The organism is Microbacterium cremeum (genome assembly GCF_015277855.1).
In the GTDB taxonomy this organism is placed as follows: Bacteria; Actinomycetota; Actinomycetes; order Actinomycetales; family Microbacteriaceae; genus Microbacterium; species Microbacterium cremeum.
Genome location: NZ_CP063812.1, coordinates 479,019 through 494,114, shown reverse-complemented (window position 1 = coordinate 494,114; position 15,096 = coordinate 479,019). Strand labels below are relative to the sequence as shown.

Here is a 15,096-nt window from a genome sequence, read left to right as displayed (position 1 = left end):
GGCCCGACGTCCGCACCGAACGCGGAGTGCGCCGCCCACCACGCCGAGCCCGGCGCGCGACCGCACGCCCGCCCCGACGCGCGGCGCCGGGTGCCGATTCAGTGACCAGCCGGGACGAGAGGGCGAGGCATCCGTCGCCTGCAACCACCGGTCGACACGGCCCGCGACCCGGAGCGGGCAGAATGGAACGCGGCGCCGCTCGGCGACCCCGACCCCCGGAGTGACATGACCTGGCTCGTGACCGGAGGCGCCGGCTACATCGGCGCCCACATCGTCCGCGCTCTCGCCGATGCGGGACTCTCGCCCGTCGTGCTCGACGACCTGTCGAGCGGGCACGCGTCGTTCGTTCCCGAGGGCGTGCCGTTCGTGCCGGGCTCGATCCTCGACCGCGACCTTGTCAAGCGCACGCTGCGCGATCACGACGTCGAGGGCGTCATCCATGTCGCGGGCTACAAGTACGCCGGGGTCTCGGTGCGCCGCCCTCTGCACACCTACGCGCAGAACGTCGAGGGCACGCGCGTGCTGCTCGAGGCGATGGAGGCGGCGGATGTCGCGAACATCGTGTTCTCGTCGTCGGCCGCGGTGTACGGCACCCCCGACGTGCCGCTCGTCACCGAAGACCTGCCCAAGCGCCCCGCGTCGCCGTACGGCGAGTCGAAGCTCATCGGAGAGTGGCTGCTGCGCGACCAGGCGATCGCGACGGCCGACTCGGCGCACCCCCTGCGTCACACGTCGCTGCGGTACTTCAACGTCGTCGGCTCGGGCGACCCGAGCGTGTACGACACCAGCCCGCACAACCTCTTCCCGCTCGTGTTCGAGGCGCTCCTCGACGGCCGGACGCCGCGAATCAACGGCGACGACTACGACACCGCCGACGGCACCAATGTGCGCGACTACGTACACGTCGCCGACATCGCCGCCGCACACGTCGTGGCGGCGAAGCGGCTCGCGGCGGGCGAGCCGGTGGAGCCCGCGTACAACCTGGGCTCGCAGAACGGGCTGAGCGTGCGCGAGATCATGGACGCGATGGCCCGGGTCACCGGCATCGACTTCACACCCCAGATCGGTCCGCGCCGTGCCGGCGACCCCGACCGCATCGTCGCCACCGGAGAGCTCGCGGCCCGCGACCTCGCGTGGGCCAACCGCTACAGCGTGGACGAGATGGTCCGCTCGGGCTGGGAGGCCCGTCGCGCCGCCGGCGCCTGAGGACCCGGCCCGGCGTGCCGCCGGACGCGCCACCCCCGCCGATCTTCGGATCCGGAAATCGGACATCCACACGCTTTCCGGATCCCACGAGGCGCGGCGATCCGAGAACCGACGCGAACTCCGAATTTCGGAGCCCGCGCCCCGCGCGGCGCCCGCGCGAGCGCCGAGTCCCGCAGCCCCACCCCACCCCGCTGGCCAGCCCTGAACGCCGAATCCCGCACCCCGCCCCGCCGATCTTCGGATCCGGAAATCGGACATCCACACGCTTTCCGGAGCCCACGAGGCACGGCGATCCGAGAACCGACGCGAACTCCGAATTTCGGAGGCCGCCCGCCGCGAGGCGCCCGCGCGGACGCCGAGTCCCGCAGCCCCACCCCACCCCCCTGGCCAGCCCCGAACTCCGAATCCCGCAGCCTCACCCCGCCGATCTTCGGATCCGGAAATCGGACATCCACACGCTTTCCGGAGCACACAACGCGCGGCGATCCGGCAACCGACGCGAACTCCGAATTTCGGAGGCTGCCCCGGCCCCCTCACCCCGCCCCGACCCTCACTCCACCCCGCCGCCAGCCAACCCCGCCCCGCGAGCCGCGCCGGCTCAGCGGGCGGGGGCGGTGCTCGCCCGCACGACGAGACGCGTCGGCACCGTCTCGAACTCGGCGGAGGCGCCGGTCTCGATCCCCTCGACGAGGGCGGTGACCGCGCGGGATCCGAGCGCATCGAAGTCCTGGTGCACCGTCGTCAGCGGCGGACGGTAGTCGGCGGCATCCGCCACGTCGTCGAACCCGACGACGCTCACCTCGGCCGGAACCCCCCGCCCCGCCTCCGCGAACGCGCGCAGCAGCCCGAGCGCCATCTGGTCGTTGGCGGCGAACACGGCGGTCGCGTCGGCGGCGACGAGGGCGGATGCCGCGGCATGCCCCGACGCGGACGTCCAGTCTCCGCGCACGATGGGCGGCACGGGCGCTCCTGCCGCGGCGAGCGCCTCGCGCCAGCCGCGTTCGCGCTCGGCCGCGGCGAACGATCCGGCGGGGCCCGCCACGTGGTGCACGCCGGTGCCCCAGCCCGAGCAGGTGCTCGACCGCGAGCCGCGCGCCGCCGGCGTGGTCGGTCTCGACGATGCCGAAGCGGTCGTCCCGCGGCGAGTCCACGACGATCAGCCGCAGGCCCGCCGCACGCAGGTCGGCCTCGCGCACCCGTTCGGTGGCCTCGTTCAGCACGATCGCGCCGTCGACCCCCTGCTCGGCCAGGCGTTCGAACGCGGCGGCCACGTCGCCGTCGGCGGCGAGCGTCACCACCGTGAGGGCGTAGCCGCGGTGGGCCGCGGCATCCGCCACCGCCTGCAGCATGCGGGAGTTGCCCACCGAGGCGAGAGTCGACACCACGAGCCCGATGGTGTGGGTGCGGCCGGTGCGCAGCGCGCGGGCGGCACGGTGCGGCCGGTAGCCGAGCTCGGCCATCGCCGCCTCGACGCGGCCCCGCGTCTCGGGGTCGACGCGCGGACTCGCGTTCACGACGCGTGACACGGTCTGGCCCGACACGCCCGCCCGTGCCGCGACGTCCGCCATCGACACCCGTCTGTCCGTCATGCGACCCCCGATTCCGTGTTGACGATAACATAGCGCCGCTGTTAGCGTGTTGACGTGAACATGCCTGGAAACGCGACGGATGCCGTCACCCTCGGCGCCGGTGTCGTCAAACGCCCGACGCGCCTCGCCGACGGCCGCGAGCTGATCTACTACGACGATCCGGGCACAGCTCTCGGCGCGGAGCGCGCGGTCGATTCGCGCGAGCTCGCCCCGCGGCCCGCCACAGCGACGATGCGCCGCGACGTGCTCACCGGCGACTGGGTCTCGATCGCCGCCGCGCGGCAGAACCGCGCGTTCCTCCCTCCGGCCGAGCTCGACCCGCTCGCGCCGCAGACCCCGACGAACCCGTCCGAGGTGCCCTCGCGTTACGACGTGGCGGTGTTCGAGAACAAGTCGCCCTCGTTCGGCCCCGCGCTCGCGGCCGCGCTCGGCGATGCGCCGGCGGGCGAGGACGCCCCGCGCGGCGTCGACGACCTCGACGCACCCGGCCTCGGCCGCACCCGCACGAGCGTCGGGCGATGCGAGGTGGTGTGCTTCAGCCCCGAGCACGAGGGGTCGTTCGGATCCCTCACCCCGACCCGCGCGCGCACGGTCATCGAGGCATGGGCCGATCGCACCGCGGCGCTGTCGGCGCTGCCCGGCGTCGAGCAGGTGTTCCCGTTCGAGAACCGCGGCGAGGCCATCGGCGTGACCCTCCCGCACCCGCACGGCCAGATCTACGCCTACCCCTACATCACCCCGCGCACCACGAGCCTCCTCGCGTCGATCGAGCGCGAGGGACCCGACCTCTTCGCGAGGATCCTCGAGTTCGAGCGCGCCGGCGAACGCGTCATCCTCGAGGGCGAGCACTGGACGGCGTTCGTGCCGTTCGCGGCGCGCTGGCCGATCGAGATCCACCTGCTGCCCCACCGTCAGGTCGCCGACTTCGCCGGGACGACGGATGCCGAGCGCGACGAGCTCGCAACGCTCTATCTGCGTCTGCTCCGGGGTGTCGACGCGCTCTACGACTCGCCCACGCCGTATATCGCGGCGTGGCACCAGGCGCCGGTGCACCGCGGTCGCGACACCGTGCGCCTGCACCTGCAGCTGACCTCGCCGCGCCGGGCCGCCGACAAGCTCAAGTTCCTGGCGGGCTCGGAGGCCGCCATGGGCGCATGGATCGGCGACATCCCGCCCGAGTCCGCCGCCGCGCGCCTGCGCGAGGCCGTCGCATCGATCCCGGAGGAGACCCTGTGACCACGACCGACACCCGCTCCGCCGATGCCGCCCGGGCGCTGTTCGCCGAGCGCTTCGGGGCCGAGGCCGCCGGGACGTGGTCGGCGCCGGGCCGTGTGAACCTCATCGGCGAGCACACCGACTACAACGACGGGTTCGTGCTGCCGTTCGCGATCCAGCACCGCACGCATGTGGCGCTGGGCGCGCGCGACGACGGCCGCATCCGCGTCGTCTCGGCGTTCGATGCCCAGGTCGTCGACGTGGCGCTCGATGAGCTCGACGCCCTCTTCCCCGAGCGGCGCGACAGCCTGCCGGAGTGGGCCCGCTATCCCCTGGGCGTGGCGTGGGCGCTGCTCGCGGCATCCGGAACCGCCCCCTCGTCGGCGATCGGCGTCGACCTCGCGTTCGCCTCCGACGTCCCCGTCGGGGCCGGGCTGTCGTCGTCGGCCGCGATCGAGGGGGCCACCGCGGTCGCCCTCGCCGAGACGTGGGGACTGGACCTCGACCGGGTCGCACTCGCGAAGGCCGGCCGCCGCGCCGAGAACGAAGCCGTCGGCGCGCCCACGGGCATCATGGACCAGATGGCGTCGATGCTCGGCCGCACCGACTCGGCGATCTTCCTCGACTGCCGCTCGCTCGAGACGCAGGTCGTCGACCTCGGATTCGCGGATGCCGGCCTCGAGCTCGTCGTGATCGACACCGGTGTCAAGCACTCGCACGCGACCGGGGGCTACGGCGAGCGCCGAGCCGCGTGCGAGCGCGGCGCGGCGGCACTCGGCGTGCCGGCGCTGCGAGACGTGACCCTCGGCGACCTGCCGCGACTCGCCGACCTCGTCGACGACGTGACCTTCCGCCGCGTGCGGCACGTCGTCACCGAGAACCAGCGCGTGCTCGACACGGTCCGCACGCTCCGCGAGCAGGGCCCTGCCGCGATCGGCGACCTCCTGGTCGCCTCGCACGCGTCGATGCGCGACGACTTCGAGATCTCGGTGCCCGAGCTCGACACCGCCGTCGAGTCCGCACTCGCGGCGGGCGCCGTCGGCGCACGCATGACCGGCGGCGGCTTCGGCGGCGCGGCGATCGCACTCGTCGCGCACGACCGGGTGCAGACGGTGACGGATGCCGCGACCGCCGCATTCGAGGCATCCGGTTTCGCCGCCCCGACGATCTTCACCGTCGCACCCTCGCCCGGCGCCGCCCGCGACGCCTGACCGTCGCGGGGCCGGGGCGTTTCGTCTCGCTCGTTCCTCGCTCGCTCAACGACCGAGACTCGCCCCGGTCGTTGAGCGAGGGAGCGCAGCGACCGAGACGAAACGCCGCCTCACCACCCACGACCCGGGCCTCGGTCTTCAGTCGTTGAGCGAGGGAGCGCAGCCACCCTGACCGTCGCGGGGCCGGGGCGTTTCGTCTCGCTCGTTCCTCGCTCGCTCAACGACCGAGACTCGCCCCCTCCCGGTCGTTGAGCGAGGGAGCGCAGCGACCGAGACGAAACGCGCCGGACCGGCGCTTGCCATCCACGAATGTTAGTGACTAACATTCACCCATGGCCAAGAAGGACGACACCCGTCGCGCGTTGCTGCACGCCGCGCTCTCGCTGTTCGGCGAGCGCGGCTATGACGCGACCACCACGGCCGCCATCGCGGCGCGCGCGGGCGTGACCGAGATGACGCTGTTCCGGCATTTCCCGACCAAGGCCTCGCTCGTCGTCGACGACCCGTACGATCCACTGATCGCCGAGGCCGTGCGTGCCCGTCCGGCGGCGGAGTCGCCGTTGCGCGCGACGATGGCGGGCGTGCTGGATGCGTGGGGCTCGGTCCCCCCGCCGGACTCCGCGGCCGTGCGCGAGCGCCTTCGCATCGTCGCGCTGACCCCCTCGCTCGGCGCGGCGCTCGCGGCCGGGAGCCGGGCGACCGAAGACGCCATCGCCGGCGCGCTGGCCGATCGCACCGATGCGGGGTCCGCGCGCATCGTCGCGGCATCCGTCATCGCCGCGCTGAACACCGCGCTCCTGGCGTGGTCACTGGGGGACGACCCCGATCCGGGCACGGCGCTGCGGGCGGCGGCACACGCGATGGACGCCGGCTGATGCTCGAGCTGCGCGCGGTGGACCGCTCCTTCGGCCGGCGTGGCGGTGGCGCCGGGGTGACCCGGCTCGACTTGACCGTCGCCGCCGGCGAGATCGTCGCTCTCGTCGGGCTGAACGGTGCCGGCAAGACCACCCTCATGCGCCTCGCTCTGGGGATGCTGCGTGCTCAGGCCGGCGAGGTGCTGCTGGCCGGCACCCCCGTGCACCGCGCACCGGCCGAGCTGTGGCGACGGGTGGGGCACCTCGTGGAAGTGCCGCTCGCCTACCCCGAGCTGACCGCGCGCGAGAATCTGCGCGCGGCAGCCGAGCTGCGCGGCGTGGATCCGGCGTGCGCGGACGACGCCCTCCGCATGTGGCGCCTGCAGCGGTGGGCGGATCAGCGGGTACGTCGCCTCTCGCTCGGCAACCGCCAGCGCATCGGGCTCGCCGCCGCGCTCCAGCACGACCCCGATCTCGTGGTGCTCGACGAACCCGGCAACGCCCTCGACCCCTCGGGCGTCATCATCCTGCGCGATGCGCTGGCCGCGCGGGCGCGGGCCGGTGCTGCGGTGCTGGTCAGCACCCATCACCTCGACGAGGTGTCGCGCATCGCCGACCGCATCGTGCTGATGAACCGGGGGCGCCTCATCGGCGAGCTCGACCCGGCCACCGCTGAGTTGGAGCGGGTGTTCTTCGAGCGCGTCCGCGAGGACGACGCCCGCGCAGACGCGGACGACGGCGAGGGCGAGGACTCCGCCGGCACCGCGCCGACGGGGTCGCGACCTGCCGGAGCATCGGCATGAACGCGGCGATCCCGGTGGAGCTGCGCAAGCTCCTGCGCTCGCCCGTCGGCGTCGTCGCGACGGCTGCCGTCGTCCTCGGGGTGACGGGCTTGAGCGGCGGGATGCTGTGGGCCGCGGCATCCGGCGATCCGCAGATCCTGGCGAAGCTGGGACCGGGTGCCGTGGGCGGGTGGGAAGGGCTGTTCGCGACCGCCGCGCAGATCACGGCGGCCGGAGGGCTCGTCGCCTACGGAGTCGTACTCTCGTGGCTGCTCGCGCGCGAGTTCGCCGATGGCACCATCACCGGCCTGTTCGCGCTGCCCATCGGCCGGGGCGCCCTCGCCGTCGCGAAGCTCGCCGTCTACATCGCGTGGTCGGTCGTCGTGAGCGGCTTGCTGGTCGTGGCGTTGGCCGTCCTGGGGCTCGCCTCCGGTCTCGAGCCGCCCGGCGACGGGATCTGGAGCGGACTCGCGCGCCAGTTCGTCCTGGGGATCCTCACCGCGGCGATCGCGCTGCCGGTGGCGTGGGTCGCCTCGCTCACCCGCTCCCTCCTCGGCGGCGTCGCGACGACGATCGGCCTGGTCGTCGTCGCGCAGGTCGGGGTGATCGCGGGCGCAGAGGCTTGGCTGCCGCTGGCCGCACCGGCGCTATGGGCGATGTCGGCGGGATCCGCAGCGACTCCTGTGCAGCTCTCGCTGTCGGTGGTGTTCGGCGCGTGCTTCGCCGCGGCCACCACCGTCGTCTGGCATCGCCTGCAGCTGGACCGCTGATCCTGGTGGTCGCTGCGTTTCGTCTCGCTCGTTCCTCGCTCGCTCAACGACCGGGGTCTCGCTCGTTCCTCGCTCGCTCAACGGCCGGGGGCTCCGCCCGCACCTCGCTCGCTCAACGGCCGGGGGCTCCGCCCGCACCTCGCTCGCTCAACGACCGGGGGCCCCGCCCGCACCAGCCGGGGGCTCCGCCCGCTCGACGACCTTGCTCCGGTCGTTGAGCGAGGGAGCGCAGCGACCGAGACGAAACGCCCCGCACCCGCCGGCACCGCGCGCCCGCTGAACTTGAACGGCGCGTGAACCCTCCGGCCGGCGGGCGCAACCCCTGGCGGCGACGGATGCCTCGGCCTAGCGTCGAAGGCGGGGCCGCGGCATCCGTTTCCCGGTCCCGGAAGGAGCGATCGTGGCGTACATCACCGTCGGGACCGAGAACTCGGCCGACGTCGACCTCTACTACACCGACCAGGGCCCGGCCGGAGCGCAACCCGTCGTGCTGATCCACGGATTCCCGTTGAACGGCGAGTCGTGGGGCAAGCAGCAGGCCGCTCTGCTCGACGCGGGGTACCGGGTCATCGCGTACGACCGTCGCGGGTTCGGCGCCTCGGCGAAGGCGGGTTCGGGCTACGACTACGACACGTTCGCCGCCGATCTGCACGCCCTCATGGAGGACCTCGACCTGCGCGAGGCCATCCTGGTGGGCTTCTCGATGGGCACGGGCGAGATCGCGCGGTACCTGTCGCGGTACGGCAGCGCACGCGTCGCGAAGGCCGCGTTCCTCGGGTCGCTCGAGCCGTTCCTGCTGAAGACCGACGACAACCCCGATGGCGCGGGGCCGCAGGAGTTCTTCGACGGCATCGCGCAGACGGTGCGCGATGACCGGTACGCCTTCGTCACGGGGTTCTTCAAGGACTTCTACAACCTCGACGACAACCTCGGATCGCGCATCTCGCAGGAGGCCCTCGACGCGAGCATCGAGGTCGCGAACCGTGCCGGCAACGCGGCCATCGCCGCCGCGCCGCTGTCGTGGCCGACCGACTTCCGCGCCGACATCCCGGCCATCGACGTGCCCGCACTCATCCTGCACGGCACCGCCGACAACATCCTGCCGATCGACGTGACGGCCCGGCGGTTCAAGGAGCTGCTGCCCGACGCCACCTACGTCGAGCTCGAGGGCGCGCCGCACGGCCTCCTCTGGACGCACGGCGCGGAGGTCAACGAGGCGCTGCTGGCGTTCGTGCGGTCCTGACGCGGACCCGCCTCGCCGTTGGAGACGGACGGGGCGACGGATGCCTCGGCACGGCGCCTGCGCAGGCGCGGTGCCGAGGCATCCGTTCGCGTGTCGTCAGGCGCGGGCCCGGCGGCGCCGCACGACGACGCCCAGGGCGCCGGCGGCGATGAGAGCGAACGCGAGACCTGCGGTCGCGGCGAGGCCCGCGCCGTTCGCACCGGTCGCGGCGAGGGCCGCGGTGACGGCGATCTCGGTCCAGCCGATGATGTTGCCGTCCGCATCGAGCACGACCAGGCGGTGGAGCCCGAGGTCGACTCCCGCGGGGAGCGTCACGGTCACCGTGCCGTCGGCCGCCACGACGTACGCCCCGAGCAGGACCGGCGTGGAGTGCAGCCAGACCCAGACCGTCTCGCCGGCGTAGGCGGTGCCCACTCGGATGGTGATGGTCTCACCCGGTGCCGCCGACGCGGGCGCCTCAATGCCGCCGCGGGTGGCGCCGGTGAGCTGGTCGTCCGAGACCGGCCCCGGCGCGCCGGTCGAAGGCAGCGTGGGCGTGGGGTTCGGCGTCGGCGTCGGCTCGCCGGGACCGCCCGGCCCGCCGGTCTCGGGGCACGGCAGCGTCCCCGCCCGCAACGAGTGGCCGCCGGTGTCGCCGTCGTCGGTCCACACGACCTCCTGGAAGCCGTCGACGCAGGTCGAGGCGGGAGCGATCGCCATGCCCTCGTTGTTGAGGTTCGGCATCCCCGCGGGACGGGAGTACGAGTGCTCGACCTCGAAGTCGCCGTCGACGACGGTCAGGAGGTTGTAGACGCCGCCGCAGCCGTCGTCGCACAGCGCCCACAGCGCCCCGCGATCGGCGTCGTACGCCACGTCCATCGACCACGGGAGACCCGAGGGCTCGACCTTCACCTCGACGGGTGCGGCGCCGAGCGCGAGCGAGAAGAAGTGCAGGGCTCCCGTCCCCTCGACCGCCGTCACGAAGAGGCCGGGAGTCGGGTGGTCGGCCGCAGCGTAGGCGGCGCCGCCGGCCTGGAAGCCGGACTCGACCAGGAACCCGTCGGGCACGTAGGTGATGCCCTCGAGACCGAGGTTGGTGCCCGTCGTCACGAACCCGTTCACATCCCACTCGTGGGTGGCCACGAGCTCGGTCGTCGCCGTGGTCACCGCGCTCACGTCGAATCGGGCGATCTTGTTGTACGACGTGCCCTTGGCGCGCGCGTTGTCGCGCTCGGAGGTGATGTACGCGGCGCCGTCGGGTCCGATCGTGACGCCCTCGGAGTCGAGTTCGCCGCCGCCGTCGGCGAAGCGCAGCGGGATGCCGCCCTCCCACTCCGGGAAACGCCTCGTAGACACCGCCCACCTTGTGCATCTTGAAGAGGCGGCCCTTGTTCATCGCGACCCAGAGGATGCCCGGGTCGGACGGGTCGAAGGCGGCACCCGACACGTCGCCCTCGTCGTTGGCGTCGAGGTCGGTGAACGCGTCCACGGCGTCGACGACGGTGATCTCCGCGGCACCGGGCCACGTCTCGGTGACGAGTCCGGGGCACGCGTTCGCGGCACCCCAGGTCGCCGTGGGGGTTTCGACGTACGAGACGGTTCCGAACAGCACGCATCGGCTGTACGACGCGTGGCCGTCCTCGTACCAGGTGTGGCCGACCATGCTGGCGCCGTCGCCGGCCCGGCGGATCGTCAGCGCGTCGACGCTCTCGAGCCCGGTGAGGTCATGCGCGACGTAGAACGCACCCGGCGCGAGGACGGTGCCGGCGGGGACGGTGTGGACCAGGGCGTCACCGGCGTCGAGCAGCTCCCAGCCCGAGATGTCGACCGGCTCCTGACCGGTGTTGAGGAGCTCGGCCTTGCCCGCGACGTTCGAGACCTCGTTCAGGACGATCGTGGTGTCGAGGGGGCGGAACCGGGTGTCGCATGAGGCGGTGTTGTCGCGGCCGAAGCTGCTCTCGGTCACCGACCAGAAGGCGTCCGACCCGTCCGGGCACGCGGCGGACGAGAGCGCGTTCGAGGCGAAGGTGTCGGACACGCCCGCCTCGCCGTCGCCGTACGCCTGCTCGTCGACGAGCTGGCGGGAGGCCGCATCGGCACCGGGACCGTAGAGCTTGACGGCGTCACCCTCGCCCGAGAGTCCCTTCTTCGACGAGAAGACGACGTATCCGCCCGCCGGAACGATCCACGAGCCCGCCGGCTCGAGCGAGTCGCCGTTCCACACCCGGAGGTCGGCGAGGGTCAGCGGCGACGCGCCGGAGGCGGCGCCGCTGTCGGTCTGATACCAGCCCTGGATCGACACGTCATGGCTGCCGGTGTTGACCAGCTCGACCGCGTCGCGGAGGCCGGGATTGCCGGGGTCGCCGTCGTTGAGCGACGAGATCTCGTTGATCTCGACGTCGTCCCAGTGCGGGTCGAGGGCGGGCGGCGGAGTGACAGTGCAGTCGTTCGCGTCGCCCGGCGTGGGCGTCATGGTGCGGAAGGCGCCGATGCCGTCGGCGCAGCGACCCCACGACGAGGCGTGGGTGTCGGCGGGCCAGGTGGTCGTGTCGACTCGCGTCGTGGCGTCGGCGAGGTAGAGGTTGGCCTCGTCGCCCTTGCCGAGACCGGCCGCGGTGTAGTCGATCGTGACGAACGCGCCCGGCTCGATCGTGGTCCCCGCCGCGATCACCTGGAGGTGGGTCGGGTCTGTCGTGCGCGCGTTGTCGGAGAGCAGCCAGCCCGAGATGCCGACGGTTGTGCTGCCGATGTTGGTGAGTTCGATCCAGTCCGCAGGGTCGGAGCTGACCTCGTTGATCTTGATCTGGGCGGCCCCGGGAACCGCCGGGCAGTCGTTGACCGCGCCGGGCGTCGCCGCGGTGGTCATGACGAAGCCGCCGGTGCCCTCGGGGCAGCGGCCCCACGACGGCGACGCGTGGGTGTCGGCCGGCCACGTCGTCGTGTCGACCTCGGTGCCGTCCGGCAGGGCGATCGTCATCGAGTCGCCCTTGCCGAGGCCGAAGCCGCCGGTGGGGAACTCGGTCGCGTCGTCGGGGTGGAAGACGTAGTGCCCGCCGGGCTCGATCAGCGTGGAGGTCTCGGCCAGCACCAGCGGCACGTGAGCCGGGTCGCCGTCGACGGCGGTCCACCCGGCGATGTCGATCGGGACCGAGCCGATGTTGACGAGTTCGACGAAGTCGGCGCCCGCCGAGAACACCTCGTTGATGCGGATCTCGTCGAGGCCCGGCGTCGGGCAGTCGTTCGCCGCGCCCTTCGTCGGGGTCATGGCGACCAGGCCCGTGTAGGGCGCCGGGCAGACACCCATCGACGTCGCGTGGACCCCGGCGGGCCACGTGACGGTGTCGACGAGCGTGGCGGTGCCGGCGTCGAACTCCGCCTTCCCGCCCTGGTAGACCGAGACGCTGTCGCCCTTGCCGAGGCCGTCGGGCGAGTCGACGGCGAGCACGCCGTCGGCCGGGACGACGCCTGCGAGAGGCACCCAGTGCGTCGGGTCGCCGGTGCCGCTGTCGACGAACCACATGCCGGTGAGGTCGATGTCGGCCCCTGTCGGGTTGGCCAGCTCGAACCAGTCGTCCGGGTCGGAGTTGACCTCGTTGATGACGAGATCGGTCACCGCGGCCGAAGCCGGCGCGGCGGCGAAGACCGTGAGGGGGACGAAGCCGACGATCGCGGCCAGGGCAGCGGCGAGCGCACGACGATGATTGGGCACCAGGGGACTCCTTGCGAGGCATGCCGATCCCCAGACCGGCATCCGAACGGGTGCCTGGATCTTCACAGCGCAGGACGAACGACAGGTGAACGGCGCGGGAACGCACTCCCCCGCCCCCGCCGTCGCGGACTACTCCTGCGGCGCGCCGCCGGCGTTGCCCAGCGCGATCAGGCCGTCGATCATCGCGGGATCGATGGCCCCGCCCGAGTCGGGTCCGGCGAACATCGCCGCCCGCCCGATGGGGAAGGACTCGAGCATCTTCGTGACCTCGACGCCCTCGGGCAGGATGCTCGTGACGCCGTCCATGCCGCCCATCATCTCGGCGATCGCGGCCTGCACCATGTCGCCGACCACGGGGTGGGCCATGACCTCGGCGATCGAGGAGTTGCGCGACAGCGGCAGCGTGAACTCGTCGCCGTCGACGTCCACCCGGACGCTGGAGCGGATGTCGCGGCTCGATGCGGCGACGTCGACGACGTACGATCCGCCCTCGACGAGCCAGCGGTCGACGCGGGTGTCCCAGTAGGCGAGGTCCTTCCGGCGCACGGTGAGCGCGACGTCGCGGGTCTCGCCCGGCTGCAGCGCCACCGACGCGAACGCCTTGAGCTCGCGCACCGGGCGGTGCACCTCGCCGCCGGGCAGCGACGTGTACACCTGCACGACCTCGCGCCCCGCGCGGTCGCCGGTGTTGGTGACGGCCACGGTCACCTCGACGTCGCCGTCCGCGTTCACGGCTGCCGAGGCATCCCCGTAGGCGAAGGACGTGTACGACAGCCCATGCCCGAACGGGAACGCGACCTCGATGCGGCGCGCGTCGTACCAGCGGTAGCCGACGAAGAGCCCCTCGCCGTACCGCACGTGCGAGAACTCGCCGGGAAAGTCGAGGTAGGCGGGCGTGTCTTCGAGCCGCAGCGGGATCGTCTCGGTGAGCTTCGCCGACGGGTTGACCTCGCCGAACAGCACGTCGGCGATCGCGCCGCCGCCGGCCTGGCCGAGCAGCCACGCCTCGAGGATCGCCGGCACGCGGTCCGCGAACGGCAGCGCGACCACGCCCCCGTTCGAGAGCACCACGACGGTGCTCGGGTTCGCCGCGACCACGGCGTCGAGCAGGGCGAGCTGCTCGGCGGGCAGATCGATGTCGTCGCGGTCGTAGCCCTCGGACTCGAGGCGCGCCGGCAGGCCCAGGAACACGACGGCGACGTCGGCGACGGATGCCGCGGCCACCGCCTCGTCGCGCAGCGCCGCCGTCTCGTCGGCCGAGACCTCGAGGGCGTTGCTGAAGCCCCGGGCGTAGGCGACGTCGCCCGCGGCGAGCGCGCGGATCTCGTCGAGCGCGGTGTCGAGGCGCGTCGGCCGGATCAGCGACGAGCCCGCGCCCTGGTACCGGGGCTGCGCGGCGAAGTCGCCGATGACCGCGAGCTTCGCGTCGTGGGCCAGCGGCAGGAGGGCTCCGCGGGCGTCGCCCGTTCGCAGCGCAGCCGCGTGCTCCGGGGCGTCGTTCTTCAGCAGCACGATCGATCGGCCCGCGGCCTCGCGCGCGAGCGCGTGGTGCGCGTCGACGTCGAGGGGCCCTGCGACGGCTCCTGCACCCGCGGTCGCCTTGCGCACGAGGTCGAGCGCGCGGCCCGCCGCGGCATCCACCACCTGCTCGTCGAGCGAGCCGTCGTGCACGGCGGCGACGATCTGCGCATCGGTCACGCCGCCCGACGACGGCATCTCGAGGTCCATGCCCGCTCTCAGGCCCGCGACACGGTCGTTGACGGCGCCCCAGTCCGAGACGACGAGACCTTCGAAGCCCCACTCGTCGCGCAGCACGTGCGTCAGCAGCCAGGGATCCTCCGACGCGTAGACGCCGTTGATGCGGTTGTACGAGCACATCACGGTCCACGGCTGCGCAGCCTCGACCACCCGCTGGAATCCGCGCAGGTAGATCTCGCGCAGCGGCCGCGGGTCGACGTCGCTCGAGGCGCGCATGCGGTCGTGCTCCTGGTTGTTGGCGGCGAAGTGCTTGAGCGACGCGCCCACGCCCTTCGACTGGATGCCTCGCACCATCGCCGCGCCGAGCACGCCCGAGACGATCGGGTCCTCCGAGAAGTACTCGAAGTTGCGGCCGCATAGCGGCGAGCGCTTGATGTTGATGCCGGGGCCCAGCAGCACGGCCACGTTCTCGAGCGAGGCCTCGGTGCCGAGCGCCTCGCCGACCCGATGCACGAGGTCGGCGTCCCACGCCGACCCCAGACCGACCGCCGGCGGGAAGCACGTGGCGGGCACGCTGTCGCCCAGGCCGAGGTGGTCGCCCCCCTCGCGCTGCTTGCGCAGACCGTGAGGGCCGTCGGTGACCATGATCGCGGGCACGCCGGCGCGTTCGATCGGCTTGGTCTTCCAGAAGCTCGCACCGCTGGTCAGCGACGCCTTCTCTTCGAGCGTCAGCTCCGTCACATCGGGGAGTGCCATCGGGGTCCTCTCATCGGGTGCTACTCGAAAACCATACGTCACTAGGTTTTGAGAAATCAAGCAAGATTCGGGTTTACTTCTCCT

At 72.6% G+C, this 15,096-nt stretch carries 9 protein-coding genes and 3 pseudogenes; 7 read left to right on the top strand and 5 right to left on the bottom strand.

The window, feature by feature from the left end:
• Positions 1 to 225 precede the first annotated feature (225 nt).
• The gene (gene galE / locus IM778_RS02150; protein ID WP_194410473.1) at positions 226 to 1,206 is read left to right on the top strand and encodes a UDP-glucose 4-epimerase GalE; all 981 of its coding nucleotides are present in this window, start codon (positions 226 to 228) and stop codon (positions 1,204 to 1,206) included.
• 598 nt (positions 1,207 to 1,804) lie between these two features.
• Here the strand turns inward: galE and IM778_RS02145 are convergent.
• Positions 1,805 to 2,795, bottom strand: a pseudogene (locus IM778_RS02145) (LacI family DNA-binding transcriptional regulator).
• 60 nt (positions 2,796 to 2,855) lie between these two features.
• Between IM778_RS02145 and galT the strand changes: the two are divergent.
• The 6 genes from galT (at position 2,856) to IM778_RS02115 (ending at position 8,870) form a co-directional block, all read left to right on the top strand.
• Positions 2,856 to 4,031, top strand: coding sequence for a galactose-1-phosphate uridylyltransferase (gene galT, locus IM778_RS02140; protein WP_194411683.1), 1,176 nt, complete (start codon positions 2,856 to 2,858; stop codon positions 4,029 to 4,031).
• Positions 4,028 to 5,221, top strand: a complete 1,194-nt coding sequence (gene galK / locus IM778_RS02135; RefSeq protein WP_228484697.1) for a galactokinase — start codon at positions 4,028 to 4,030, stop codon at positions 5,219 to 5,221. The genes galT and galK overlap by 4 nt, the downstream gene beginning before the upstream one ends.
• A gap of 332 nt (positions 5,222 to 5,553) precedes the next feature.
• Positions 5,554 to 6,096 carry a TetR/AcrR family transcriptional regulator gene (locus IM778_RS02130; protein WP_228484696.1) on the top strand — a complete coding sequence of 181 codons (543 nt, stop codon included), beginning with the start codon at positions 5,554 to 5,556 and terminating at the stop codon, positions 6,094 to 6,096.
• Positions 6,096 to 6,878, top strand: coding sequence for an ABC transporter ATP-binding protein (locus tag IM778_RS02125; protein ID WP_194410471.1), 783 nt, complete (start codon positions 6,096 to 6,098; stop codon positions 6,876 to 6,878). Before IM778_RS02130 ends, IM778_RS02125 begins: the two co-directional genes overlap by 1 nt.
• Positions 6,875 to 7,627, top strand: a complete 753-nt coding sequence (locus IM778_RS02120; RefSeq protein WP_194410470.1) for an ABC transporter permease — start codon at positions 6,875 to 6,877, stop codon at positions 7,625 to 7,627. Before IM778_RS02125 ends, IM778_RS02120 begins: the two co-directional genes overlap by 4 nt.
• Positions 7,628 to 8,027: 400 nt before the next feature.
• Positions 8,028 to 8,870 (top strand): alpha/beta fold hydrolase, encoded by an 843-nt coding sequence (locus IM778_RS02115; protein ID WP_194410469.1) that lies wholly within the window; start codon positions 8,028 to 8,030, stop codon positions 8,868 to 8,870.
• A gap of 96 nt (positions 8,871 to 8,966) precedes the next feature.
• On the opposite strand, the gene IM778_RS02110 is transcribed toward IM778_RS02115, so the two are convergent.
• The 4 genes and pseudogenes from IM778_RS02110 to IM778_RS02100 form a co-directional block, all read right to left on the bottom strand.
• A complete protein-coding gene (locus tag IM778_RS02110) occupies positions 8,967 to 9,284 on the bottom strand; it encodes an LPXTG cell wall anchor domain-containing protein (protein WP_194411973.1) in 318 nt (105 codons plus the stop codon).
• Between the two features lie 678 nt (positions 9,285 to 9,962).
• Positions 9,963 to 10,205 (bottom strand): annotated as a pseudogene (locus tag IM778_RS17965) (hypothetical protein); the annotation flags it as partial.
• A 1,192-nt stretch (positions 10,206 to 11,397) separates the two neighbouring features.
• Positions 11,398 to 12,114: pseudogene (locus IM778_RS17960) on the bottom strand (lamin tail domain-containing protein); the annotation flags it as partial.
• A 573-nt stretch (positions 12,115 to 12,687) separates the two neighbouring features.
• Positions 12,688 to 15,012, bottom strand: coding sequence for a glycoside hydrolase family 3 C-terminal domain-containing protein (locus tag IM778_RS02100; protein ID WP_194410467.1), 2,325 nt, complete (start codon positions 15,010 to 15,012; stop codon positions 12,688 to 12,690).
• Positions 15,013 to 15,096 lie beyond the last annotated feature (84 nt).